This is a genomic window from Streptomyces sp. NPDC002446, assembly GCF_053595675.1.
The window spans coordinates 1-25,244 of sequence record NZ_JBSFYC010000057.1; the positions used below are offsets into that span (position 1 = coordinate 1).

20 protein-coding genes are annotated in these 25,244 nt (G+C 71.8%); 6 read left to right on the forward strand and 14 right to left on the reverse strand.

What is annotated here, in order from left to right; genetic code table 11:
• Window positions 1–122 precede the first annotated feature (122 nt).
• Entirely contained in the window at window positions 123–2,243 is a 2,121-nt protein-coding gene (locus tag ACWD6P_RS27015) for a DNA gyrase/topoisomerase IV subunit B (protein WP_451446758.1), read from the reverse strand.
• Between the two features lie 441 nt (window positions 2,244–2,684).
• On the opposite strand from ACWD6P_RS27015, the gene ACWD6P_RS27020 reads away from it, so the two are divergent.
• Entirely contained in the window at window positions 2,685–2,915 is a 231-nt protein-coding gene (locus ACWD6P_RS27020; protein ID WP_043266503.1) for a DUF7455 domain-containing protein, read from the forward strand.
• 123 nt (window positions 2,916–3,038) lie between these two features.
• On the opposite strand, the gene ACWD6P_RS27025 is transcribed toward ACWD6P_RS27020, so the two are convergent.
• The 6 genes from ACWD6P_RS27025 to ACWD6P_RS27050 all read right to left on the reverse strand — a co-directional run bounded on the left by ACWD6P_RS27025 (window position 3,039) and on the right by ACWD6P_RS27050 (window position 12,335).
• Window positions 3,039–3,848 (reverse strand): serine protease, encoded by an 810-nt coding sequence (locus tag ACWD6P_RS27025; protein WP_451446759.1) that lies wholly within the window; start codon window positions 3,846–3,848, stop codon window positions 3,039–3,041.
• Window positions 3,849–3,985: 137 nt separating this feature from the next.
• Window positions 3,986–5,539 carry an RNA polymerase sigma factor gene (locus tag ACWD6P_RS27030; RefSeq protein ID WP_451446760.1) on the reverse strand — a complete coding sequence of 518 codons (1,554 nt, stop codon included), beginning with the start codon at window positions 5,537–5,539 and terminating at the stop codon, window positions 3,986–3,988.
• A 403-nt stretch (window positions 5,540–5,942) separates the two neighbouring features.
• On the reverse strand, window positions 5,943–6,950 hold the full coding sequence (locus tag ACWD6P_RS27035; RefSeq protein ID WP_451446761.1) for a FadR/GntR family transcriptional regulator: 1,008 nt from the start codon (window positions 6,948–6,950) through the stop codon (window positions 5,943–5,945).
• 732 nt (window positions 6,951–7,682) lie between these two features.
• A complete protein-coding gene (locus tag ACWD6P_RS27040; protein ID WP_451446762.1) occupies window positions 7,683–8,447 on the reverse strand; it encodes an NUDIX hydrolase in 765 nt (254 codons plus the stop codon).
• Between the two features lie 49 nt (window positions 8,448–8,496).
• Window positions 8,497–10,500, reverse strand: coding sequence for a glycogen debranching N-terminal domain-containing protein (locus tag ACWD6P_RS27045; protein WP_451446792.1), 2,004 nt, complete (start codon window positions 10,498–10,500; stop codon window positions 8,497–8,499).
• 215 nt (window positions 10,501–10,715) lie between these two features.
• Window positions 10,716–12,335: a DUF4192 domain-containing protein gene (locus tag ACWD6P_RS27050; protein ID WP_451446763.1), complete on the reverse strand. Its 1,620-nt coding sequence runs from the start codon at window positions 12,333–12,335 to the stop codon at window positions 10,716–10,718.
• Between the two features lie 125 nt (window positions 12,336–12,460).
• Between ACWD6P_RS27050 and ACWD6P_RS27055 the strand changes: the two genes are divergently transcribed.
• Window positions 12,461–14,626, forward strand: coding sequence for a RecQ family ATP-dependent DNA helicase (locus ACWD6P_RS27055; RefSeq protein WP_451446764.1), 2,166 nt, complete (start codon window positions 12,461–12,463; stop codon window positions 14,624–14,626).
• Between the two features lie 226 nt (window positions 14,627–14,852).
• Entirely contained in the window at window positions 14,853–15,560 is a 708-nt protein-coding gene (locus ACWD6P_RS27060; protein WP_451446765.1) for a hypothetical protein, read from the forward strand.
• Window positions 15,561–15,654: 94 nt separating this feature from the next.
• Here ACWD6P_RS27060 and ACWD6P_RS27065 read toward each other — a convergent pair whose 3' ends face one another.
• The 5 genes from ACWD6P_RS27065 to ACWD6P_RS27085 all read right to left on the reverse strand — a co-directional run bounded on the left by ACWD6P_RS27065 (window position 15,655) and on the right by ACWD6P_RS27085 (window position 20,658).
• On the reverse strand, window positions 15,655–16,302 hold the full coding sequence (locus ACWD6P_RS27065; RefSeq protein WP_451446766.1) for a hypothetical protein: 648 nt from the start codon (window positions 16,300–16,302) through the stop codon (window positions 15,655–15,657).
• Window positions 16,303–16,368: 66 nt separating this feature from the next.
• Window positions 16,369–17,070: a ribonuclease HII gene (locus ACWD6P_RS27070; RefSeq protein ID WP_451446767.1), complete on the reverse strand. Its 702-nt coding sequence runs from the start codon at window positions 17,068–17,070 to the stop codon at window positions 16,369–16,371.
• 293 nt (window positions 17,071–17,363) lie between these two features.
• Window positions 17,364–18,272, reverse strand: a complete 909-nt coding sequence (locus ACWD6P_RS27075) for an ADP-ribosylglycohydrolase family protein (RefSeq protein ID WP_451446768.1) — start codon at window positions 18,270–18,272, stop codon at window positions 17,364–17,366.
• 11 nt (window positions 18,273–18,283) lie between these two features.
• A complete protein-coding gene (locus ACWD6P_RS27080; protein ID WP_451446769.1) occupies window positions 18,284–18,943 on the reverse strand; it encodes a histidine phosphatase family protein in 660 nt (219 codons plus the stop codon).
• 95 nt (window positions 18,944–19,038) lie between these two features.
• Window positions 19,039–20,658, reverse strand: coding sequence for an ABC-F family ATP-binding cassette domain-containing protein (locus tag ACWD6P_RS27085; RefSeq protein ID WP_451446770.1), 1,620 nt, complete (start codon window positions 20,656–20,658; stop codon window positions 19,039–19,041).
• A gap of 84 nt (window positions 20,659–20,742) precedes the next feature.
• On the opposite strand from ACWD6P_RS27085, the gene ACWD6P_RS27090 reads away from it, so the two are divergent.
• Window positions 20,743–21,513, forward strand: coding sequence for a TetR/AcrR family transcriptional regulator C-terminal ligand-binding domain-containing protein (locus ACWD6P_RS27090; protein WP_451446771.1), 771 nt, complete (start codon window positions 20,743–20,745; stop codon window positions 21,511–21,513).
• 27 nt (window positions 21,514–21,540) lie between these two features.
• On the opposite strand, the gene ACWD6P_RS27095 is transcribed toward ACWD6P_RS27090, so the two are convergent.
• A complete protein-coding gene (locus ACWD6P_RS27095) occupies window positions 21,541–22,146 on the reverse strand; it encodes a YdbC family protein (RefSeq protein WP_451446772.1) in 606 nt (201 codons plus the stop codon).
• Window positions 22,147–22,215: 69 nt separating this feature from the next.
• The gene (locus ACWD6P_RS27100) at window positions 22,216–23,628 is read right to left on the reverse strand and encodes an amidase (protein ID WP_451446773.1); all 1,413 of its coding nucleotides are present in this window, start codon (window positions 23,626–23,628) and stop codon (window positions 22,216–22,218) included.
• 240 nt (window positions 23,629–23,868) lie between these two features.
• Here ACWD6P_RS27100 and ACWD6P_RS27105 point away from each other — a divergent pair, with 240 nt between their 5' ends.
• Window positions 23,869–24,456 carry a TetR/AcrR family transcriptional regulator gene (locus ACWD6P_RS27105; RefSeq protein WP_451446774.1) on the forward strand — a complete coding sequence of 196 codons (588 nt, stop codon included), beginning with the start codon at window positions 23,869–23,871 and terminating at the stop codon, window positions 24,454–24,456.
• Between the two features lie 200 nt (window positions 24,457–24,656).
• Window positions 24,657–25,175: a TerD family protein gene (locus tag ACWD6P_RS27110; RefSeq protein ID WP_451446775.1), complete on the forward strand. Its 519-nt coding sequence runs from the start codon at window positions 24,657–24,659 to the stop codon at window positions 25,173–25,175.
• Window positions 25,176–25,244: the final 69 nt, after the last annotated feature.

Below are 25,244 nucleotides of genomic sequence, written 5' to 3' on the forward strand. Positions count from 1 at the left end.
CTCGTGGCCGGGCGGCACGATCGCCGCCGTCTGCTCCAGCCATGCGGTCAGTTCCGTCGCGCGTACGGACAGCTCACAGACGGAGCAGGGTGGAGAGGCGCCCGACGGGAGTCCCGGTGCGCTCAGGTGTCGATGCGCGAACGGTCCAGGGTGGACGCGGAGTTGGTGATGAACTCCTTACGGGGGGCGACTTCGTTGCCCATCAGGAGGTCGAAGGCCTGCTCCGCCGCTTCGAGGTCGCTGATGTTGATGCGGCGCAGGGTGCGGTGGCGCGGGTCCATGGTCGTCTCGGCGAGCTGGTCGGCATCCATCTCACCCAGGCCCTTGTAGCGCTGGATGCTGTCCTTGTAGCGGACCTTCTTGCGCTCGAGTTCGAGCAGGGTCTGGCGCAGCTCGTTGTCCGAGTAGGTGTAGATGTACTTTTCCTGACCCTTCTTCGGGTTGGTCAGCTCGACGCGGTGCAGCGGCGGGACGGCGGAGAAGACCCGGCCCTGTTCGACCATCGGCCGCATGTAGCGCTGGAAGAGAGTCAGCAGCAGGCAGCGGATGTGGGCGCCGTCGACGTCCGCGTCGGCCAGGAAGATGACCTTGCCGTAGCGGGCGGCGTCGATGTCGAAGGTGCGGCCGGAACCGGCCCCTATGACCTGGATGATGGCGCCGCACTCGGCGTTCTTGAGCATGTCCGAGACCGACGACTTCTGGACGTTCAGGATCTTGCCGCGGATCGGCAGCAGTGCCTGGAATTCCGAGTTCCGCGCCAGCTTCGCGGTACCCAGCGCCGAGTCGCCCTCCACGATGAAGAGCTCGCTGCGGTCGACGTCGTCGCTGCGGCAGTCCGCGAGCTTGGCCGGCAGCGAGGAGGACTCCAGTGCCGTCTTCCGGCGCTGGGCCTCCTTGTGCTGGCGGGCTGCGATACGGGTACGGGCCGCCGCGACGACCTTCTCCATGACGGCACGCGCCTGCTGCTTGGCGTCCCGCTTGGTGGAGGTCAGGAACGCCTTGAGCTCGCGGCTCACCACCTGGGCGACGATCCGGGAGGCGGCCGAGGTGCCGAGCACCTCCTTGGTCTGGCCCTCGAACTGCGGCTCGGCGAGCCGGACGGTCACCACGGCGGTGAGGCCCTCCATGGCGTCGTCCTTGACGACGTCGTCCTCGGCGACGCGGAGCAGCTTGCTGGACCGCAGGGCCTCGTTGACGGTCTTGGTGACCGACCGCTCGAAGCCGGAGACGTGGGTGCCGCCCTTGGGGGTGGCGATGATGTTGACGAACGACCTGACGGTCGAGTCGTAGCCCGTGCCCCAGCGCAGCGCGATGTCGACGCCCAGTTCCCGGGTGACTTCGGTCGGTGTCATATGGCCACGGTCGTCGAGGACCGGCACGGTCTCCTTGAAGGTGCCCTGGCCGGTCAGCCGCAGCACGTCGCAGACGGCCTTGTCCTGTGCCAGGTACTCACAGAACTCGCTGATGCCGCCGTCGTAGCGGAACGTCTCTTCCGTCTTGCCGGCGCCGTCGATGCCGCGCTCGTCCCGGACGACGAGGGTCAGGCCCGGCACGAGGAAGGCGGTCTGACGGGCGCGGGCGTGCAGCGTCTCCAGGGAGAGCTTGGCGTCCTTGAGGAAGATCTGCCGGTCGGCCCAGTAACGGACGCGGGTGCCGGTCTTGGTCTTGGGGATCCGCTTGCCCTTGAGGAGGCCGTTGCCCGGGTCGAAGGGGGCGTCGGCGCCGGATTCGGTGAAGATGCCGGGGACGCCGCGCCGGAAGCTGATCGAGTGCGTCCGGCTGCTGCGGTCGACCTCGACGTCGAGGCGCGCGGAGAGCGCGTTGACGACGGAGGCGCCCACGCCGTGCAGGCCACCGGAGGCCGCGTAGGAGCCGCCGCCGAACTTTCCGCCGGCGTGCAGCTTGGTCATCACGACCTCGACGCCGCTCAGACCGGTCTTGGGCTCGACGTCGACGGGGATGCCGCGGCCGTTGTCGCGGACCTCCACCGATCCGTCGTCGTGGAGGATCACCTCGATGTGGTCGCAGTAGCCGCCCAGTGCCTCGTCGACGGAGTTGTCGATGATCTCCCACAGGCAGTGCATCAGACCGCGGCTGTCCGTGGAGCCGATGTACATGCCGGGGCGCTTGCGGACGGCCTCGAGGCCCTCGAGGACGAGCAGATGCCGCGCGGTGTAGTTGGAACCGTCCCGGTCTGCCCCGGTCAGCACTGCGGTGGACGGCACGGACATCTCGGCGGTCACGCGGTTCGCTCCTCGCTGAATTTCTGGCAGTCCGCATTCCGCGGACTCGGTTGTGGCGGTGTCGCCGGTGAGAGGGTACCGAGGCCCAGTAGAGCCGATGTGACGCCACCCGTAAGCATGCTCATGGTAGTAGAATTTCGCTCGTACGTTCGATCCCTCGTTGGGGTGACGTCCTAGTGACGTGCACATCACGTTCCCTTCGAGGCATGAACCATTTAGGCTCCGGGCACGTCCTCATCAACAACCGGCAAGCCAGCCGGGAGGACAGACAACAACCAACGTGAATCAGACCACCACGCAATACGGCTCATTCGCCGCCACCCGGCAGCACCCGGCCCCCTCGGAAATTTTTTTCGAGGAAAAGGCACGAGCGGGAACGTTTTCGGCCTGGTTGGATGTTGACCCTGGTACGACAGCTCGTCGAGCTAGAGAAGAGGCGACGTGACTACTGTTCTGACACCCGCGAGCCCGCTGACGGCCGCTGACCGCTGCGACCGCTGCGGCGCCCAGGCATACCTGCGCGTCGTCCTGATGTCCGGCGGAGAACTGCTCTTCTGCGCCCACCACGGTCGCAAGTTCGAGCCAGAACTCAAGAAGATCGCCGCGGAAATACAGGACGAGACGGAGCGGCTGACCGCCTCTCCGACGTCTGCGTCCGATGAGGAACGCTGACACTTCGCATCCACGACGAGCGAACAGCGGCTCAGCGCCGTGCGGCGGGCGGTTCCCCCGGCACCACCGGGGAGGCCGCCCGCACGCGTACGCTCTCGCATGCCTGTCGGCTCCCCTGACCGCTCAGCCGGCTCCGTGTGCCGTCACGGCCGGCAACAGCGCGAAGGCGCGCGTATAGACCCCCGGGCTGCCTGCCTGGCCGCAGCCTGTCCCCCATGACACCAGCCCCACGAGCCGCCCGCGCACGACCAGCGGCCCGCCGCTGTCCCCCTGGCAGGCGTCCTTGCCGCCTTCCGGCTCCCCCGCGCACAACATCGAGTGCGACCGGTACGTACCGTCGGCGCTGCCCGGATAAGCCCGCGCGCAGACGGCGTCGCGCAGCACATTGACGTGCGCCGACCGCAGCCGAGTCGCATAGCTGCCCTCACCCGTGGTGTCCCCCCAGCCGTAGACCGTGGCCCGGCTGCCCGGCCGGTAGGCGGCGTCACGACGACCGGCTATCGGGATGGGCCGGTTCGGGACCGGCTTGTCGAGCGTGATCACGGCCATGTCACCGTCGTTCGTCCAGGTGTCATAGTGCGGGTTGACCCATACCTTCGCGGGCTTGTGCTCCTGGCCACCGGCGCCGGTGAGGTTGTCGCGTCCGATCACGACCCGAAGATCCCGTACCTGGCGCCAGGGGACGCCCAGCACCTCCTTGCTCAGGCAGTGCGCGGCCGTCACCACTGTGGAGTGTCCGACGAGCACGCCGCCGCAGAACTGTCCGGAGCGCTGGGCGCCGAAGCGGTCGTGGGAGGCCAGCGCCACCGCCCAGGGGCTCTGCGACATCTGGGCGGGCTTCCCGCCGATCACCGACTCGTCCGCGGCCGCCGACGCCGGCAGGGCGAGGACCAGGGCGAGGGCTCCGAAGCCAGCACGTACGGTCGGATGCATACGGACTCCTGACTCTGGGACAGCGTTCGCCCACCCAGAGTGAGCCAGACGGCCTTGCCCCGCACCCGGGACTGCCACGAGCCCGGCCCCTCCACGCTGGAGGAACCGGGCTCGTGGCGCTGTCCGGGCGGGTTGGGCTAGTCGAGGTAGTCGCGCAGCACCTGGGAGCGGGACGGGTGCCGCAGCTTCGACATCGTCTTCGACTCGATCTGACGGATCCGCTCACGCGTGACGCCGTAGACCTTGCCGATCTCGTCCAGCGTCTTGGGCTGGCCGTCCGTGAGGCCGAAGCGCATGGACACCACGCCGGCCTCGCGCTCGGAGAGGGTGTCCAGCACCGAGTGCAGCTGCTCCTGCAGAAGCGTGAAGCTGACCGCGTCGGCCGGGACGACGGCCTCGGAGTCCTCGATGAGGTCACCGAACTCGCTGTCGCCGTCCTCGCCCAGCGGGGTGTGCAGCGAGATGGGCTCGCGGCCGTACTTCTGGACCTCGATGACCTTTTCCGGGGTCATGTCGAGTTCCTTGGCCAGCTCCTCCGGGGTGGGCTCGCGGCCCAGGTCCTGGAGCATCTGGCGCTGGACACGCGCCAGCTTGTTGATGACCTCGACCATGTGGACGGGGATACGGATCGTACGGGCCTGGTCGGCCATGGCGCGGGTGATGGCCTGGCGGATCCACCACGTCGCGTAGGTCGAGAACTTGTAGCCCTTGGTGTAGTCGAACTTCTCGACCGCACGGATCAGACCGAGGTTGCCCTCCTGGATCAGGTCCAGGAAGAGCATGCCGCGGCCGGTGTAGCGCTTGGCCAGGGAGACGACCAGTCGGAGGTTGGCCTCCAGCAGGTGGTTCTTCGCGCGGCGGCCGTCCTCGGCGATGATCTCCAGCTCACGCTTGAGCTTCGGCGCGAGCTTGTCGGAGTTCGCCAGCTTGTCCTCGGCGAACAGGCCCGCCTCGATGCGCTTGGCGAGCTCCACCTCCTGCTCGGCGTTGAGAAGGGGGACCTTGCCGATCTGCTTGAGGTAGTCCTTGACCGGGTCGGCGGTGGCGCCGGCCGCGGCGACCTGCTGCGCGGGGGCGTCGTCCTCGTCGTCGTCGGACAGGACGAAGCCGGCGTTCTCCGCGCCCTCGGCGGCCTCGGGAGCGTCTCCCTTGCCGGGCGCCGCGGTCTCCTCGGCCACCTCGTCGTCGAGGAGCTCGTCGACGTCCTTCTTGGAGGCGGTCTTCTTCGCGGTGGCCTTCTTGGCCGTGGTCTTCTTCGCGACCGCCTTCTTGGCGGTCGTCTTCTTCGCCGCTGCCTTCTTCGCGGGCGCGGACTCGGACTCACCGGCCGACGGGTCCGCCATGGAGGCGGAGGCCGCGGCTGCGGTGGTCTTCTTGACCGTGGCGGTCTTGGCCGCGACGGTCTTGGTGGCGGTGCGCTTCGCCGGACTCTTCGCTGCGACGCTCTTGCGGGTGCGCTTGGGCGCCTCTGCGGCACTGACCATCAGCGTCACACCCTCCTCGTCGAGGATCTGGTTGAGGCTGCGCAGAACGTTCTTCCACTGGGTTGGCGGAATCTGGTCAGCCTCGAAGGCCCGACGCACGTCATCGCCGGCGATCTGCCCATCTGCCTTTCCCCGCTCGATGAGCGCCATCACAGACTCGGACTCGGCGATCTCCGGCGGGAGCGTACGGGATGTGCTGGCCGACACGAACAACCTCTCGGAACGATGGAAACGGCTTCCGACCCCGTCCAGTGTGGATCGGAGCCGACGACCGCCGGTGGGGATGGACCGACGGCGCAGGGGCAGCCGGGGAGTTGAACAGCGTCACGAACGCTGCCCGTATTCCCTCCTCGGCTATCACCTCTTAAGTCATCGCGCTTCCCTGAGGAGCGTTACGCCCAATCTGCGTGGCCCGAGTCACACCCCATAACGACCCATTCCCAGTCATATGACATGCAACCCTCCCAAGGTCCGCCGCCGGATCCGGTCGACGCCCCGGATCCGGCGATCTTGTGCGCCTTCGCCGCGTACGGCGTGCCCCGCCCGAGGGGTACGCGGGGCACGGGGGCCGCGCGGCGCCTACGGTCCGTACGCGGTCGAGTACGGGCCTTCAGTGCTCGCGGGGCGCGGGGACGACATGGTCGACGGGCGTCCCGGAGCCCTGGCCGGCGGCCTCGCCGTGGGCGGCGAGGAGCTGGCGCATCGCGGATTCGGCCGCCGTGGCGTCGCCGGAGCCGATGGCGTCGACGACCCTCATGTGCTGCCCCACCGACGTCTCGACCGGCCGCTCGCAGCCGCCGCTGGGGCCGCCGGAGACGTGCAGGGCGGCGGAGACGATGCCCGAGAGGTGCTCGAGCATGCGGTTGCCGGCGAGCTGGAGCAGGAGGGAGTGGAACTCGGCGTCGGCGCGGGAGAAGGTCATGGTGTCGCCCTGGGCCGCGGAGTGGCCCATGATCTCGACCATGTCGGCGAGCCGCTGCTGGACGTCCTCCCTGCCGTGGCCGGCCGCGAGCCGGGCGGCCAGCGGCTCGATCGTCCAGCGCAGCTCGCACAGCTCACGGCGCTGGTCGTCGCGCTGCGGGCCATAGGCCCGCCATTCGATGATGTCGGGGTCGAGGAGGTTCCAGTCGCTGACCGGGCGTACCCGGGTGCCGACGTTGGGGCGGGCGCTGACGAGGCCCTTGGCCTCGAGGACGCGCAGCGACTCACGGACGACGGTGCGGGAGACCTCGAAGCGCTGGCCGATCTCCTCGGGGACGAGCGGGCGGTCGGCGCCGAGATCGCCGGAGACGATCATCTGGCCGAGCTGCTGGACGAGTTGGCCGTGCAGGCCTCGGCCCCGGCTGCCGGCGGCGCGGCGGCCGACCCGGCCGATGTCGGCTTCGGAGCCGTCCCAGACCTGCGAAACGCGCTCGGCACGCTCCGGACCGGCTGCGTTGTTGGCGTTCGCAGCGCCGGCGGCGCTGGCGGTGGCGTAGGGGTAGCGGTCAAGCTCGCCCGGGCCTGCGAGGCCGGTGTCGCCGGGGCGAGCCGCGGTCATCATGGTGTGCGCAAGGGTACTCACGCATCCTTTGTCGGCGACACCCTGAACGCCCTTGAGGTCTTTGGTGAAAAGCACACGAAAGGGTGATCGCCCCCCATCTCCGAATTGACGCTTTATCGGAAAGAAATGCGCTCTCCACAGCGAGTTATGGACAACAGCCATAACAACACAGCGTCAAAACAGGCGTCTTACTCGGTCAGAACACGAAGCCATAAAGCGCCATGGATACATCACCGCAGGCCAGAGCCGGTCAGCGCCAACGCCGTTGCGCTGCCTGCGAGTTGGCCCGTGCGCCGGCTCACGACCGAAATGCCTCGGTCGATTCCGGAGGGGCACTTGACGGCGGCAGCGTGATCAGTGACCGGCAGCAGGCCCCGTTTGCGGCGACGACGCGGCGACCCCCGGGCCAACCCTGTTGCGGCGAACCGAAGTACGGCGGGGATCGCCATTCCGGCGCAACTACGGCTGTTACAGAAAAGGACAGTTGAGGGGCCGCCCATCCTGTGAGCAGGCAAGGTGCCCGCGGCGCGGCGGGAGGGCGCGCCGGGGAGGCAGGGCAGGGCAAGGCCGGCAGCGGAGCCGGAGGCACGGCCGGGCGGGCGGACCGGTCGGGGTATCGCGGGCACCGGGGGCGGACCGCTCAGGCCGGAGATCCCACCGGTCGGCGACTATCGGGGACGCTGGGGCACTCACACAGCAAGAATACTAGCTTATGTCCTATTTTCTCGTAATTGTTCAATCTTGACGGTGCGTCGTGTCCCCGCGGGCGCACGCCGGTCCGGCGGCACCGCGGTATGCGCCCCTGGCTCAGATCTCCGGGCGCAGCATCGGCGGATTGAGCAGGGTCGCCCCGCCGGCCCTGAACAGCTGTGCAGGGCGGCCGCCCTGGCGCGTGGTGGTGCCGCCCGTGGGCACCAGGAACCCAGGGGTGCCGGTCACCTTGCGGTGGAAGTTGCGGGGATCGAGCGCCACACCCCAGACCGCCTCGTAGACCCGGCGCAGCTCGCCCACGGTGAACTCGGGCGGGCAGAACGCCGTGGCGAGCGAGGAGTACTCGATCTTCGAGCGGGCGCGCTCCACACCGTCGGCGAGGATCCGGGCGTGGTCAAAGGCGAGCGGCGCCGCCAGCTCGCCCTCGCGGGCATGGGGGTCGCCCTGCTCCAGGAGTGTCTCCACCGGTGCCCAGCGCGCGCTGTGGGCGTCTCCACCGGGCGTGGGGGCGGGCAGGTCTGGGGCGAGGACCAGGTGTGCGACGCTGACGACCCGCATCCGGGGGTCGCGCTTGGGGTCGCCGTACGTGGCGAGCTGTTCCAGGTGCGCGCCGTAAGCCGGCGACGCGTCCATCGGGGACTGCGCGTGCAGCCCGGTCTCCTCGGCGAGCTCCCGGGCCGCCGCGTCCTCGAGGTCCTCGTCGGCCCGGACGAATCCGCCAGGCAGCGCCCAGCGGCCCTGGAACGGCGGCTCACCGCGGCGTACTGCCAGCGCGCACAGGGCGTGGCGGCGCACGGTGAGCACGACCAGGTCGACGGTGACAGCGAAGGGCGGGAAGGCCGACGGGTCGTAGGGAGGCATGGCGTGATCATAGTCGTCCGCCTGACGATAAACAGGCCCACGAGGCACCTCACGAGCCCAGTTGCAGACCTTCCGCAGCCGCCTCCACCATCCCCATGCCGAGTCTGCTGATCCGTAGGGCGAACGGCTGCTCCGCGACGCTCAGGCCGGTGAGCTGTATCGCGCCGAGCGGGGCCGTACCGAGCGGCCGCAGGGACACCGTCCCTGCGGGGACATCGGGGCGCAGGCCGGCGAGCGCGATCAGTATCTGCACCGCACCTGCCGCCGCCACGGCCGCCGGACGGCAGGCCGCCGGGTGCGGCACGGGGGCGCCGCCGGCGGTGCGCTGCTCCCCCGCGTACATCTCCGGGAGGCGGTGACCGAAGCTTTCCGCGGCGTCGAGGACGCCCTTGGTCAGGGAGCCGGCGGCCCGCTCATGGCCGGCCGCGGCCAGGCCTGCGGCGGCGATCGCGGTTTCGTGGACGCGGACCGCGCCGCTGCGGTGGCCGAACGGGTTGTAGGCGCTCTCCTTGACGCCCAGCCCGCGCAGGCCCCACCCGGAGTCCATGGCCGGGCCGCCGAGCAGTCTGGCCAGCTGGTCGGTCTGTGCGGCGTCCAGCAGGCCCGGAGCCAGGGTGCCGCCGCCGAGCAGGCCGGTGTCGAGGAGGTGGGCGGTCGTGGAGCCGAAGTGCGGGACCGGCCGTCCGCCGGCGGTGAGCAGGGCGGCGGGGCGGCCGCCCGCGCGGTCCTCGACCCAGAAGTCCGTGCGGAACCGGGTCCGCAGATCCGCGGCCCAGTCCCGCAGCTCCGCCGCGTCGGACGATCCGTACGCCTCGAGGAGATCGGCGCCCAGCAGGGCGGCGCGGTGGGCATGGGCCTGGGTCTCGCAGCGGTACGGCCCGTCGGGCGCCGGGTCGGGGACGTAGCCACCGCGGCCGCCGTGCCGGGGGTCGGTCACGATGCGCAGCCATCGCAGGCAACGCTCCGCGGCGGGCATCAACCGCTCGGTTTCCGGCTCGGGCAGGCCCCAGCGGCGCGCCTCGGCGAGCACGGTGGGGAACAGCAGGGTGGCTTCGATGCCCGTGCAGCTCGGTGGAGCGTGCGGTCCGGCGTCCCGGAGAGCCCCGGGAATTCGGCCGAAATCCGCCCCTGGTGCGGCGTGTTGGCTGCGGGCGAGCGCACGCAGGGTGCCCGCGGCGAGCCTGGTGCCGAGCGGCAGCAGCATGCGGGCGGTCCACAGCGCCTCGGCCGGTGCGAGGCCGCAACGCCAGGGGAATCCGCCCGCGACATACACGTCCGCGGGAGCGGCCGGGTCACGCATCGCCAGGCCGTACAGATCGTCGAGGCTGCTCGCCATCAGGGCGTCGGCCCGCTGGTCGTCGCATTCCAGCCGGGCTGCCGTCCAGGGCTGCGGCGGGCGGTCACCGCGTTTCCGGGGCGCGAACGTGCCGCTGCGCGGGCCGGGGATGCGGGCACCCCCCATGCGTCGGTTGGTTGACGGGCCGCCGCCCGGTCCGCCGGGGGCGTGTTCCAGTGCGGCGTGCAGTTCGATGGTGCGGTGGCCGCCGGGCGGCAGGTTCAGCTCCCAGCGCAGCAGCCCCGCCGAGGCCAGGGCGTCGTCAGGCGCAGGATTCGCGGACACCACCGCATGCATCCCGGGCCCCGGCCAGCGGAGGCCGGAGCCGTGGACCGCGGCCCGCAGCTCGGGACCCGGGAGGCCGACGGCGACGGCTCCGAGCTCCGCGAGGTCCGTGCCGAGCCGGATCTCGACCGGCAGCCGGACGGGCCGTGCGGCGCTGCTGTGGAAGGTGATCTGCTCGGTGCCGTCGGCGTACCGCAGGCGCTCCATGCGGATCTCCGGGTCCGGCCCGCGCTCGCCGGTCCGGCGGACCGTGCCGATGAACCGGGCGCGGTCCGTGCGGGTCAACCTCCCCTGGACGACGAGTGGTTGGCCGCCCGCGACGCGCAGTTCGCAGTGGGACAGGACCCGTCGGCCGTCGCGGTAGAAGCCTTCCAGGCCGTGGCCCGTCAGCTGGCCGGAGTCGGGGGACACGGCAAGGGCCGGGAGGGCCACACAGACCAGTGCGGAGTGGACGGGTTGCGGTTGCGGGGCCCGGGGCGGCGCCGGGCGCCGCTCTTCGGGTGGCCGGCGGACCGGCTGGGTGGTGGGGACGTTGCCTGGCACGCTCTGCGCTCCCTGGTGGGGTCGGGGCTCGGTACGGCCTGCTCCATACAGGTGAACGGCGCGGCCGGTGCCCAGGTCACGCCGGACGCACGTCGTCGGTGTGATCATCGCCTGCTCCGGTCGTCGTCCCGGCCGGAGCGGCGCCTGCCGGGCCCGTCGGTGCTGCGGGTGCCGGGGCCCGTACCGCCACGTGGCCCCCGGGGGCGGCCGGCGGGCCCTGAGCGGGCCGGTCCCGAGCGCTTCGCGGGCTTCGGTGTCTCCTCGGCGGCGGGCGGCGGCCCGGCAGGGCTCATGGACGCGCCGCCGGCGGCGTCCATCGCCTCGCGGTGCTGCTCGCGCAGGCAGCGGCGCAGCGGCTCTGGGTCGAGGCCTTCGTTGATCGCGCGGTGCAGCAGCTGCGCGAAGGTGTACTCGGGGTCGAGGGCCAAGGCACAGCTGAGGGCGACCCGCGCGGACGGTCCGTCCTCGGTGGACCAGCAGACCCACCCGGCGAGCGTGAGCGGTGCCACCGCGTGTTCCACGTAACCGCCGGCGCAGCGGCGGGCAAGGGCGCGCCAGAGCCGCAGGGCCGGCGCCGCGACGGGGCCGTCCATCCACCCCGCCGCCCGGTCGCGGGTGACCCGGTCCTGGAGGCCGAGGATGAGGTCGGCGGCCTCGGCGTCGGTGATCAGTGCGTCGTCGCAGGCGTCCCGGGCCCGGTTGCTGCCCGAGGGGGTGTCCTGCCGGAAGCGGTGGATCATGGCGCCGGCCAGGTCGAGAGTGTCCCGGCGGACTGACGCCGCGCCGTCCCGCCGGAGCATACGGGGCACCAGTGCGCCGGCCGCCGCGTCCAGCGCCTTCTCCTGATCTGCGGCGCGCGGCCCCGTGCGGGGCCGCAGCCGGGCCTCCATCTCCTTGAGGGAGCCACGTACCTGCATTCCCGCGTACGCGGCGGCCGCGGCCATCACGGATGTGCCCGGCATGACCATGGGGGTGCCCTCTGCGGGGCAGCATCGGAAGTCGGGGCAGCAGTAGGACCAGAAGCGGCCGTTGGAGATGCAGAGCGCTTCGAGGACGGGTACGTCGAGTGCCCCGCAGGCGGTGCGCAGCCGCTGCGCGAGCGGCTTGAGGCGGTCCTTGACATCCTTGCCGCTCTCGCCCGCCGCGGGCTCCTGGCAGAGGTAGACGATGATCGCCGCGGGCCGGGCGGCACGTTCCCGGCCTGCTGAGATCAGACAGTCTGCGAGCTGGTCGGCGGTGTCCGGCCACTGTGCGGTGTCCGTCGGGATGCCGAGGCGGACCCGGCCGCCGAAGCGGCCGCGCTCGCCGTTGAGCGCCACCATCACGATGGAGTCGTCGGGATAGAAGCCCAGGAGATACGGCAGGGCGTCGGCGAGCTCGGCCGGCCCGCGCAAGGTCACCTGGGCTTCGGCGGGCCGGGGTTCGGTCGCGTCGGCAGCGGTTGCGGAGTGGGGACGGCTGGAGGCGAGGTCACCGGGTGCGGTGAGGTCGCTGAGCTCGGTGGGTCCGGATGGGCTCGCGGGTGTGGCGGGGGTCGGCGGTTCGGAGGCGCCGGAGGAGGGTGACGAGGGGGAGGGCGACGAGGAGGGTGAGGAAGGCGAGGGATTCGTCGGGCGGCCGGACGCATCCCGGGAAGGGGAAGCCGGGGAGGTCGAGGACGTCGGGGTGGTGTCCGCGGAATTGGTGTCGGTGCTGTGCTTGCGCGGTTCGCTGTGCGGATTCATGGCTCGAAGATCCCGCGGCCGGCCGCCGCTCCGCGACCCCTGTGGATAACTCGGGGGTGACGAGGTTATCCACAGCTTCGGGCGAGGGTTCGCGCGTTGTCAGTGGCATCGGGTTGCATGGGGGCATGAGCAACGAAGATCTGCGTGCCGCAGCCGACGCCGTCCTGTCCCGCCTCGTCGGGGATCCCGGCGGGAAGGCCCGGCTGCGCGGGGATCAGTGGCGGGCGATCGAGGCGCTGGTCGCCGATCATCGTCGGGCGCTGGTCGTCCAGCGCACGGGCTGGGGCAAGTCCGCGGTCTATTTCGTCGCGACGGCGCTGCTGCGTGAGCGCGGCAGCGGACCGACCGTGATCGTCTCTCCGTTGCTCGCGCTGATGCGCAATCAGGTCGAGGCGGCCGCGCGGGCGGGTATCCGGGCGCGCACGATCAACTCCGCCAACACCGAGGAGTGGGACACCGTCCAGGCCGAGGTGGCGGCGGGCGACGTGGATGTTCTGCTGGTGAGCCCCGAGCGGCTCAACAACCCCGATTTCCGTGATCAGGTGCTGCCCAAGCTCGCGGCGGCGACCGGCCTGCTGGTGGTCGACGAGGCGCACTGCATCTCCGACTGGGGCCACGATTTCCGGCCGGACTACCGGCGGCTGCGCACGATGCTCGCCGACCTCCCGCCGGGCGTGCCCGTGCTCGCCACCACGGCGACGGCCAACGCGCGGGTGACCGCCGACGTCGCCGAACAGCTCGGCACGGGCGAGGAGGCCGGCGAGGCGCTGGTTCTGCGCGGGCCGCTGGACCGGGAGAGTCTGAGCCTGGGTGTTCTGCCGCTGCCCGATGCCGCGCACCGGCTCGCCTGGCTCGCGGACCATCTGCACGAGCTGCCGGGCTCGGGGATCATCTATACGCTCACCGTCGCGGCGGCCGAGGAGGTCACGGCCTTCCTGCGTCACAGGGGCCACACCGTCTCCACGTACACGGGCAAGACGGAGAACGCCGAACGCCAGCAGGCCGAGGACGATCTGCTGAACAACCGGGTCAAGGCGCTGGTGGCGACCTCCGCGCTGGGCATGGGCTTCGACAAGCCCGACCTGGGGTTCGTGGTGCATCTGGGCTCGCCCTCGTCCCCCATCGCGTACTACCAGCAGGTGGGCCGGGCCGGCCGTGGTGTCGAGCACGCCGAGGTGCTGCTGCTGCCCGGCCGTGAGGACGAGGCGATCTGGAAGTACTTCGCGTCGCTGGCGTTCCCCCCGGAGGAGCAGGTGCGCCAGACGCTGGACGTCCTGGCGGCCGCCGGCCGGCCGGTGTCGCTGCCGGCCCTGGAGCCGCAGGTCGAGCTGCGGCGTTCGCGCCTGGAGATCATGCTCAAGGTGCTCGACGTGGACGGCGCGGTGCGGCGCGTCAAGGGCGGCTGGACCGCCACGGGCCGGCCATGGGCGTATGACACCGAGCGTTATGCGTGGGTGGCGCGTCAGCGTGAGGCGGAGCAGCAGGCGATGCGGGAGTACGCCACGACGACGGGCTGCCGGATGGAGTTTCTGCGCCGCCAGTTGGACGACGAGGCGGCGGTGGCGTGCGGTCGTTGCGACAACTGCGCCGGGGCGCGGTTCACCGCCGAGGTGTCCGCGGCGTCGCTGGATGCGGCGCGTGGTGAGCTGGGGCGCCCGGGGGTGGAGGTGGAGCCGCGCCGGATGTGGCCGACGGGGCTGCCGGCCGTCGGTGTGGATCTCAAGGGGCGTATCCCGGCGGACGAGCTGGCCGCGACGGGCCGTGCCCTGGGGCGGCTGTCCGACATCGGGTGGGGCAACCGGCTGCGGCCGATGCTCGCCCCGCAGGCTGCGGACGGTCCGGTCCCCGACGATGTGGCGTCGGCGGTGGTCACGGTGCTCGCCGACTGGGCCAAGGGCCCCGGGGGTTGGGCATCGGGGGCGGCGGATGCGCCGGCCCGCCCGGTGGGCGTCGTCTGTCTCTCGTCGCGCAGCCGCCCGCAGCTGATCCGGTCGCTCGCCGAGCGCATCGCCACGGTGGGCAGGATGCCGTTCCTCGGCACGGTGACCTCGGTGGACGACGGTGCCGAAGGCAGGGTTCCGCGCAGCAACAGCGCCCAGCGGCTGCGGGCCCTGCACCGTTCTCTCGGTGTGCCGCCGGAGCTGGCGCAGGCTCTGTCGTCGGCGGGCGGGCCGGTGCTCCTGGTGGACGACTACGCCGACACCGGCTGGACGTTGGCCGTGGCCGCCAGGCTGCTGCGCAGGTCGGGAGCAGAGGGGGTGTTTCCGCTGGTCCTCGCCGTACAGGGGTAGCGGCAGCGGTACGGCACGGGCCGGTGCGACGGCTGAGGACATTTGTGGTGTACAGGGCGATTCCGGGGCGCGTGCGGGAATTGCTCGTTGCCCGCATGCCTGTACGACGGCAAGAATTGGAGTTGCTTCCCCGTACCGGCCGTCCGTGATCAGGCACGGCCATGTCCTGGTGCACAGGCGCACCCGGCCATGCCCGGCGCGCTGACGCGTAGACGAAGGGAGGAACGTGACCTTCGGCTTCGCCCCGCCCCCTCATACGTCCCCGCCCACGTCCGCCGACCCCGCCGCCCGACTGGGCCGGATGCTGGAGCCCGCCGAATGGGCCTCCGCCGGTATCCCGTTGCTGCGCAACCCCCGTGAGGTCGTCGCCGGCCTGCACGATCGTCATCGCCCGGGGCCGTCGACGGCCATCGTGGCGGTGCTCGATCCGCAGGAGCGGGTGACGGCCAGCGCGTCGTTCACCGAGCCCGCGGCCGCTCCCGACGGCTGGGAGTTCCGCAATGCGCTGCTGACGCATCTGCGCCGGGTCATCCCGCACGACCTGCGGCTGCGCGCCCCCGTCCGTACGGCCGTGCTGCTCTACTGCCGTGAGGGAGAGCCCCGTTGGACGGAGACCGACGGGGCGTGGATGTGGGGGCTGCGCGATGCCTGCACCCTGCACGGGCTGCGCTGCGGGGCGTACATCACGCTGACGTCCGACCGCTGGCAAGTACTGGGAGAGGGGCGCGGCGGGCGCCGCCCCAGCCGGTCCCCCAAGGACACGCCGGGCACCCCGCCACGCCGTACGGGGGCGGGGCACATAGCCGCGCGTCGCACGACCACGGCGCGCTCCGACGCTCCCCGGGCGGCCATGGCGGTGGCGCCGGGCCGGCCGGCACCGCGCAGCACCGGCGGCGGCGCTCCGGAAGCCCATCGGCACACGGCGGCGCGCTGACCGGACCCGGCGGGCGCCATGCCTCGCCGGGGCCCGGGCACGCAAGCCAGCCCGACGGCCGCTGGGGCCGACGGGCTGCTTCCGGCGAAAAGGGTCAGGCGTTCGCGCCGAGAACGGCGTTGATCCGCTGCGGGTCACCGCAGACGATCAGCAGCGTTCCGGCGCGGGCCATCGCCGAGGGCAGCGCCCGCGCGGTGACCTCGTCCGTGCCGCCGTTGACGGCGACGACCACGACGGGCCGGCCGCCGGCACGCTCGGCGCCGGCGTCCGCGTAGAACACGTCGTCCGCGGCGTCGCGTTGGGCCCAGTAGGACGCCTCGCCGAAGGACAGTTCATGCGCGGCCCACGGGTGGGTTTCGCCGGTGGTCAGGACCAGGATCTCGCCCGGCGCACGCCCGGAGTCCAGCAGCAGGTCGACGGCTTCGTCGGCAGCGTCGATGGCGCCGTCGGCGGGTGCCGGGATCAGCTGGAGCTGGGCTCCTGCGGTGCCGGTCTCGCCGGCCGGGGGCTGCGCGGGGCCGGTGCGCTGCGCCGGCGGAGCGGCGACGGGCCCACGCGGCGGGGCAGCGGGTCCGGGCTTGCCCGGACGGGCACTGGACGCGGGGGCGCCACGCGGAGGGGCGGGGCGGGGACCGGGGCCAGGGACAGGACGGGGGGTCGGCGCGGTACGGCCGGCGGCCGGAGTTGCGCGGGGACCCGGGACACTCTCGTGAATCTGAGGCTCCTCGGGGATGAGAGGCATAAGACGATGTCTATCAAACGTAAGTGCGGGACACGTCATCGGGTACCGATTTGATGCCCGCACCGCTCAGAAGTCGAAGCCGAGTTGGCCACCGGCTTCCAGAGCGGCTGCTTCGGGGGTGATGCGCACCTTCTTCAGGTGCCGCCACCGGGGCAGGGCGTCCATGTAGGACCACGACAGTCGGTGGTGCGGCGTGGGACCGTACTCCTCCAGGGCGATGCGATGGGTCGGCGAGGGGTAGCCGGCGTTGGCCGCGAAGTCGAAGTCGGCGTATTCCAGACCCAGTTCGGCCATCATCGCGTCGCGTCGCACCTTGGCGATCACGGACGCGGCGGCGACCGCGATGCAGGACTGGTCGCCCTTGATGACCGTGCGGACCCGCCATGGCATGCCCAGGTAGTCGTGCTTGCCGTCGAGAATGACCGCGTCGGGCCGGACCGGCAGCGCCTCCAGGGCGCGTACGGCCGCGAGGCGCAGTGCGGCGGTCATGCCCAGCTCGTCGATCTCCTCCGGCGAGGAGTGCCCCAGGGCATACGACGTGACCCATTCGCCCAGCACATCGCAGAGTTCGGTGCGGCGTTTGGGGGTCAGCAGCTTGGAATCGGTGAGTCCGTCGGGCGGTCGGCGCAGGCCGGTGACTGCTGCGCAGACGCTGACCGGGCCGGCCCAGGCTCCGCGTCCGACCTCGTCGATCCCTGCAACGATCTTGGCGCCCGTCGTGGCGCGCAATGATCGCTCGACGGTATGGGTGGGGGGCTCGTACGGCATGGCGCCAGCAAGGTTACGCCTATTCGGCCCAGTCGTCCGCATCGGCTCCGAGCCTGGTGACGAACGGCGCGGGCGACGGCACGAGCGGAGCCGGCCGGTGCCGCTACCGACGGGTATGCGCAGCGGGGCACGGGCGCGGCGGGGAGCCCCCCGCAGGCCGCCGCTCCCCCGCTCCGCGCGCAGGGGTCGGAGGGTGAAGTCAATGGCCGTCCCCGCCAGTTGGAGGGCGCATACGGGCGCTGGGCCGGACGATCTTCCGGCAGGGGGCGGGGGACGCGGCGGTGCGGGCGTGGTCAGCCGGTGAGGCCGGGGGTCCAGGAGGGGAGGGGTTCGGTGCCGTCCAGCCATGCCTGGGGCGGGGCGCCGGCGCGGCCCGCGGCGACGATGCCGCCGACGATGGCGCAGGTGGTGTCGACGTCACCACCGGCCTGAGCGGTGGTCCAAAACGCCCGCTCGTAGTTGCCGAGATGGCGGGCCGCCGCCCAGAGGGTGAAGGGCACGGTGTCGTGAGCGCTGGTGCGCCGGCCGCAGCCCAGGACGGCGGCGACGGTGCCGGAGTCGGCGTAGTCGAGCATGTCGCGGGCGCGGCGCAGCCCGGCTTGTACGGCGCTGCGCGGGATCAGCTCCAGTACGCCGTCGAGCAGCTGCTCGGGGCCGGTCTCGCGGGCCGGGTCGGCCACCAGGGCGGCCGCGGCGGCCACGGCCATGGCGCCTACGACGGCCTCGCGGTGCTGGTGGGTGGTGTAGGCGGAGATCTCCGCCTGGTGGGTGGCCTGCTCCGGGTCGTCGGCGTACCAGGCGCCCAGGGGGGCGATCCGCATGGCCGCGCCGTTGCCCCAGGAGCCCTGTCCGTTGAAGAGTCCGGAGGCCAGCTCGCGCCAGTCGCCGCCCTCGCGGATCAGCCGGAGCATGCGGTTGACGGCGGGGCCGTAGCCGCGGTCGAAGTCGTGGTGCTCGGCGAAGGAGCGGGCGAGGGCGTCCTGGTCGATCCGGGCGTGGGTGGTGAGTACCGCCAGGACGGAGCAGGCCATCTCGGTGTCGTCGGTCCACTGCCAGGGGGCGGGGGGCAGCTCGCGGCGCTTGAGGGAGGGGTAGTGGGCGGGGACGAAGAACTGGGATCCGAGGGCATCACCCACGGAGAGTCCGCGCAGGCTCGCCAGAGCCCGCTGATAGCGGTCTGCGTCACGGTGGTCGGCGGTCATCGGTGTGCACTCTAACCGGTGACGCCGTAAGACTCGGGTTCACACCAGCGCTCGAAAGGCCGGTCGAGGGTGTAGCGGCCGTTCGGGCCGAGCAGCAGGGTGCGCCACTCCGCGTTGCCCGGGTTGGACAGCGACTCGAATTCGGCCACCGTCCAGTGGAACCAGCGCATACAGAACAGCCTCATGGTCAGACCGTGCGTGACGATCAGGACGTTCGGCGGGTGGTGGGGGTCCTCGAAGCTGCGCCACAGGCTCTCCAGGAACGCGCCGACGCGGTCGTAGACGTCCGCGCCGGACTCGCCCTGGGCGAAGCGGTAGAAGAAGTGGCCGTAGGCGTCGCGGTAGGCCTTCTGCAGCCGTACGTCGTCGCGGTCCTGCCAGTTGCCCCAGTCCTGCTCCCGCAGCCGGGGCTCCTCGCGGACCCGGACCCTGGCGGGGTCCAGCGCGAGCTCCCGGAAGGTCTGGTGGGTGCGGCGGTAGGGCGACACATAGGCGGAGATGCGCTCGTCGCCGAACATCTCCCGCAGCGGGCCACCGGCCTCGTCGGCCTGGCGCCGACCGGTCCGGGTAAGGGCGAGGGCGTGATCCGGTTCCCGCTCGTACACGGTGTCGTCGACATTGCCCACCGACTCGCCATGGCGGAGGAGAACGATGCGTCGGGGCCGGGCCATGCCGCCAGCGTAAAACGCCTGCCCTGTACATGCCGCCCGCCGCCATGGCCGCGGCCGTACCTGTGGCCGGGGCCGCCCAGGGAAAGGCGGGCCCGTCAGCAGGCGACGAGGGCCGGGCGGCCGCCGCGTATTTCGTAGGGGCGGCCGCCGAAGCGCCGGCGCAGCAGGCGGTCGTGGGAGACCACGACCAGGGCGCCGGGCCATGCCGCCAGGGCCGCTTCGAGCTCTTCGACGAGGCCGAGGGCGAGGTGGTTGGTCGGTTCGTCGAGCAGCAGCAGATCGGCCGGGCGGGCCAGCAGCCGGGCCAGGGCGAGCCGGCGCCGCTGACCGGCCGAGAGCGCCCCGACGGGCACATGGAGGTCGCGTTCGCGGAACAGCCCGAACGACAGCAGCAGCGCGGTCAGCTCTTCGGTGTCGCCGGTCATGCCTCGGCGGAACGCGGCCAGCAGCGGTTCGGCGGGGCGGGCGACCGGGATTTCCTGGGCGAGGAAGCCGATCCGCCCCCGGCGCAGGACCGTGCCGCTGTCGGGTGTGGTGACGCCGGCCAGGACCCGCAGCAGCGTGGTCTTGCCCGCGCCGTTCGCACCGTGGATCAGCAGGCGCTCGCCGGCGGCGACGGTGAGGGAGTCCACCGCGAGCCGGTCGGCGACCCGCACCCCGTCGAGCCGGACGAGGGTGCCCTCGGCCTCGCCGACGCCCGGCGCGGCCCGGAAGCGGAGCGGCTCGGGCGGCCGGGGGACCGGTTCCTCCCGGAGCCTGCGCAGCCGTTCCTGGGCGTTGCGCACTCTGCTGGACACGGAGGCCTGGACGCGGCCTCTGTCGCGGTCGTACGCCATCTTGTTGCCGTCCTTGATGGCCCGGCCCTTGGCGACGACGCGTGCCGTGCCCGCCGCGAATTCGGTGAGCTGAGCGATCTGTTCGCACCACTGGGCGTACTCCTGCTCCCAGCGGCGGCGGGCGGCGGCCTTGGCGGCGACGAAGGTGCCATAGCCTCCGCCATGGCGGACGACGCTCCGGCGGTCGGCGTCGACCTCGATGATCAGCGTGGCGATCCGCTGGAGGAAGAGCCGGTCGTGCGAGACGGCGAGGACCGTGCCGCGATGGGCGAGCAGGGCGTCCTCCAGCCAGTCGAGTGCCGCGGCGTCGAGGTGGTTGGTCGGCTCGTCGAGGAGCATGACCTCGGGTGCCGCGGCGATCAGGCAGGCGAGCCCGAGGCGGGCCTGTTCCCCTCCGGAGAGGCTGCCGAGCAGCCGGTCGCGTCCCAGCTGCTCCAGGCCCAGGGCGTGCAGCGCCTTGTCGACACGGGCGTCGGCCTCGTAGCCGCCGCGCAGCTCGAACAGCGTGAGCAGGTCTCCGTACTCCGCCAGCCGGTCGGGGCCGGCCTGCCCGAGCTCGCGCTCCAGCGTCCGCAGTCTGCGCTCCATCGCCCTGAGCTCCGCCAGAGCGGTGTCGATCGCGTCCTGGACGGTGTGGTCCGGCGGAAGGTCGGGGGTCTGGCCGAGGTAGCCGATGCCACCGTCGGCGCGCAGCACCACCTGGCCGTCATCGGGCTGCTCGACGCCCGCGATGATGCGCAGCAGCGTCGACTTGCCGGCGCCGTTCTCCCCCACGATCCCCGCGCGGTCGCCGGGCCGGATCGACAGTGAGACGCCGTCGAGCAGCAGTCGGTCGGCGTAGGACTTGGTGACGTCGTGCAGCGAGATCTGAGTGGGCATGCAACCTCCCCCATGCAAATGCAACCCGTGTTGCATTACGATGATGATGGCACGCGAAGACCACTAACGCAACCGGAGTTGCAATTGAATGCCGAGAAGGCGAACGAAACCGCGGGCAGGAGAGGGGCAACGGCCAAGGAGGCGAGCGACAAGGCGCGCGGCACTGACGCCGCCACCGCCCCGGGCACCCGGCGCCCCGGCGGCCGCACCGCCCGCACCCGGGCCGCCGTCCGCGACGCGGTGCTGGCCGGCCTCACCGAGCACGGCTACCCCGGCCTGACCGTCGAATACGTGGCCGAGCACTCCGGCGTGCACAAGACGACGCTCTACCGCCGCTGGAAGGACGTCGAAGGCCTGGTGGCGGACGCCCTGGACCTGGCGGGCGAGGACAGCTGGACCCCGCCCGACACCGGGTCCCTGGAGGGCGATCTGCGCGCCCTCGCCCACGAGGTCGTCACCTCCTTCACCGACCCGGCGGTGGCCGCCTCGGGCTCGGCGATGATCGCCGCCGCCTTCCAGTCGGAGCGCGCGGCCGCGGCCCTGCGCGCGTACTACGCCGAGCGGTTCGCGCGCTGCGAGGCCCTCGTCGAACGCGCGGTCCACCGCGGCGAGCTGCCGGCGGCCGCGGAAGCCCGCACGCCCACCGCCCCCGGCTCCGCGGAGACCGGCGCCATCGACGCGGGCGCGCTGGTCCGGTCCGTCTCCGCGCCGCTCTTCTTCCGCCTGTTCATCACCCGGGAGCCGGTCGACGAGGCCCTCGCCGACCAGGCGGTGGCGGCGACGCTGGCCGCTGCCCGCGCGGGGGTGTTCACCACCGGGGGCGCCGCCGGCAGCAGCGCGGGAGCGGCCCGCTGACCCCGGCCGGGGGCGCGGATGCGCCCGTCACACCGTCCACGACGGTTCGAGCTGCACCACGTCTCCGGCGATCGCGCGGACATCCGCGCCTATCTGGGCCCGCAGCGCCAGCCGCTCCACCCGTTCGGGCCGGTACTTCCCGCGCTCGGCAGCCGACTGCCACATCGACAGCACCAAGAACTCCTCCCCCGGAGCCCGCCCCAGCATCCCGCGCAGCATTCCCGGCGAACCCGCCATCGCCGGGTTCCAGACCTTCTCCTGCATCAGCATGAAGTGGTCCACCCGGTCCTCGCGCACCTGGCAGTGCGCCAGCCGCAGCACATCCACATCGCCGAACACCGGGCGGAAGCCCACCTTCACGTCAAACTCATGCTCGAACAGCCGCACTTGGGCGTCCTTGTACGTGCCGACCTGCGCGGCGGCCAGCCGGTCGTGCGAGCGCGCCATGAAGGAGTCGTAGAACGCCCGGCTCTCCCAGAAGGCGACCAGATGCGCGACGCCGGGCCGTCCCCGGCTCCACCCGCCGCCCTGCCCTCGGAACCCCGGCTCCCCCAGCAGCCCCGCCCATTTCCGCTGCCCCCGCTCGAACCCTCGACGGTCCACAACGGTGAGGCGAATCCACTTGACCAGCACCGCGCCATCGTACGGCCCGGGAGCGAATCCGGATCACTGCGCGTCACACTCCGACCACCCCGAACTTCCTTACGGGCGCGGGTCGATGGGCGTGTGGACACCCAGCCGCCGCTCCACCTCCTCTGCCGCCTCCAGGCACAGGTCCTCCCGGTAGGAGCGCCCGATCAGCTGCACGCCGTACGGGAGCCCGTCCACCACCCCGGTGGGCACGGCCACCGCGGGCACACCGACGAAGCTGGTCGCGGTGCACAGCCGCATCGCGTTCTGCACCCGCTGATGGCTCTGCGCATCGCGCGCCTCCTCTCCAGGAGCGAACGGCGGATCGGTGAACACGGGGCCCAGGACCAGCGGATATTCATCCAGGAACATCGCCCAGTCCCGCTGGATCCCCATCCGCACCCCGGTCAGCCGCAGATACTCCGTCAGCTCCACCGGGCCGTACTTCGCCATGCCCCACTCGATGTAGCGGTGGCCGTCCTTGCCGAGCATCGGCTTGACGGCCGGCCAGGTGGTGGCGAACTCCGTCTGGGTCATCCGGCCGTACGCCTCGAGCGCGTCGTCCAGCCGCGGCACGTCCGCGACCTCGTCCACCTGGTACCCGGCGTCCCGGAGCGCATCCGCGGCACTCTCCAGGGCCTTGCGCACCACGGGGTGCACTCCGCGCCCACCGGGGTCGGTCACCATCGCCACCTTGACGGGGCGGGCAAGCCGCTCTCCGTAAGGAGGCACCGGCACCGCCCTCGGGTCGCGCGGATCGGCCCCGGACAGCACCTCGTAGGCGAGCCGGAGATCATCGACGGTACGGGCCAACGGGCCGTCGACCACGAGGATCTGGGCGATCAGGGCGGGGTCGTCCGGCCCGATCCGGTGATCGGCGGCGAACCGCCCGTAGGTGGGCTTCAGGCCTGCCACACCACAGAAGGACGCGGGGATGCGCACCGACCCTCCGGAGTCGTTGCCCAGGCCCAGTGCGGCCATTCCGCTGGCCACGGCCGCACCGTCGCCGCCACTGGTGCCGCCCGGCGTGACCGCGCTGCTCCAGGGGTTCGCGGTGTCCCCGAACAGTTCGCTGCGTGTATGGATGCCGGCCAGGATGAGCGTCGGCAGATTGCTGTGCCCGACAGGGATGCCGCCGGCCGCGCGCAGGCGCGCCACCGGGGGCGCGTCGGCGCGCGCGACATGGTCGCGGAAGCGCTCCGCGCCGTAGGTCGTCGGGACGCCCTCGATGGCGGTGCTCTCCTTGACGGTGAACGGCACACCGGCCAGCGGCCCCAGCCCGGCGCCCGCCGCGCGCCGCCGGTCGACCTCGGCCGCTTCGGCCCGCGCCCGCTCGGCGAGCAGTTGTGTGACGGCGTTGACCGCCGGGTTGACCTCGGCGATCCGCTCCAGATGGGCGTCGACCAGCTCCACCGCCGACACCTCGCCGGCGCGTACGGCCGCCGCCTGGGCGCGAGCGGTCATCTTCCACAGCGCGTTGTGCATGTCCTCACCCTCGTCGTGCCGCTGCCGCCCTCAAAGGCCCCGATGCCCTCGCGGAGGATCTCGGGCGGCCTCTGACGGCCTGTTGCGGCCTTGGCTTTCGTATGGACGTCCCGTCGGCGTGCCGGCCACCACGGGCACGGCGGCTCCATGCCGAGACGGAGACGTTCCGATGCGCTTGCATCGCTTCAGCATCGTAGCCTTATCAGCGATACGTACGCATCGAATAAACCGGAGCGCGGCATGCCCAAGCAGGTGGACCACGAGAGCCGACGCCGGCAGATCGCCCAGGCCGTGTGTCAACTCGCCGACGAGAGCGGCCTGGAAGGCGTGACGCTGCGCGATGTGGCCACCCGGGCGGAGGTGTCCATGGGAGCCGTCCAGCGCTGCTTCGGCACCAAGGAGGAGATGCTGGCCTTCGCGCTCCGTCACGTCGCCGAACAGGTCACCGCCCGGGTGTCGGCCCGGCTCGTCGCATCGCCGGCCCAGTCGGCGCGTACGGCACTGGGGCACGCGACGACCGAGATCTCGCTGCTCCAGGAGGAGCAGCGCGCCGAGGCCCGGGTCTGGCTGGCTTTCGTGGCGCAAGCCGCCGTCAGCCCGTCGCTGGCCGAAATTCTGCGCACCAATTACACCGGTCTGCAGACCGTGTTCACACGACTGATCTCGGAGGCCTGCGACTCCCCCGACCCGGACCGGGCGGCTCGCACCCTCCTCGCCCTCGCCGACGGCCTCACCACCCACGTCCTGATCGGCCACCTCTCCCCCACGGCGGCGCTGGACATCCTCGACGGCCACCTCAGCCGGCTCTGGGACACCCCCGCATCCTGAGCAGATCCGCGCTCCACCTGGCCAAAGGGTGTTTTCCAGCCATCCTCATTGCCCTCAATCCGCTTCTGAGCAGGGGCAATTCACCCCGCCCCAGGGGCGCGGGGCGTGGCACGATGGTCAGCCGACGGGAAGCCCTGGGGCTGTCCGCGTGACCGCGCGGGTCGAACCGCGCCCTCGGGAGACGAAGGAAGGGAAGCCCGGTGAGCACGCTCAACAAAGGGATCGAGAAGGTCGAGGTCACGCTCAAGTGGGACCCCAGCCCGACCGGCACTCCGGACAATGACCTCGACATCATCGCGGCGACCTATACGGCGGACGCACCGCACGACCCGGCCTATCTGGTGGCCTTCGGCAGCCGGTCGCCCGACGGGACCATCACGCTCAACCGGGACAGCCGGACCGGCCAGGGATTCGGCTTCGACGAGGTCATGACCCTGGAACTGCACCGGCTCGCCGACTCCTACACCCGGGTCGTCGTCGGCGTGGCCATCCAGCAGGGCGAGGGCCGCAAGGTCTTCGGCGACATAGAGAACACCGCCGCCCTGATCCGCGAGGGCTACACCGACCTGGCGTCGTACGACTTCGCCGGGGTCGCGGGGGCCACCGCCGCAAAGCTCGCCGAGTTCGCCCGCGACGAGGCGGGGAACTGGCGGTTCTACTCGGCGCTCCAGGGTTTCGACGCCGACCCGGATGCCTTCGCCCGGCAGATGGGACGCTGACGGCACCACTGGGGCGCTGACGGCCCCGAGCGCGCGCCGTGGCGGCCGAGGGGAGGCGACGGCCGGCCG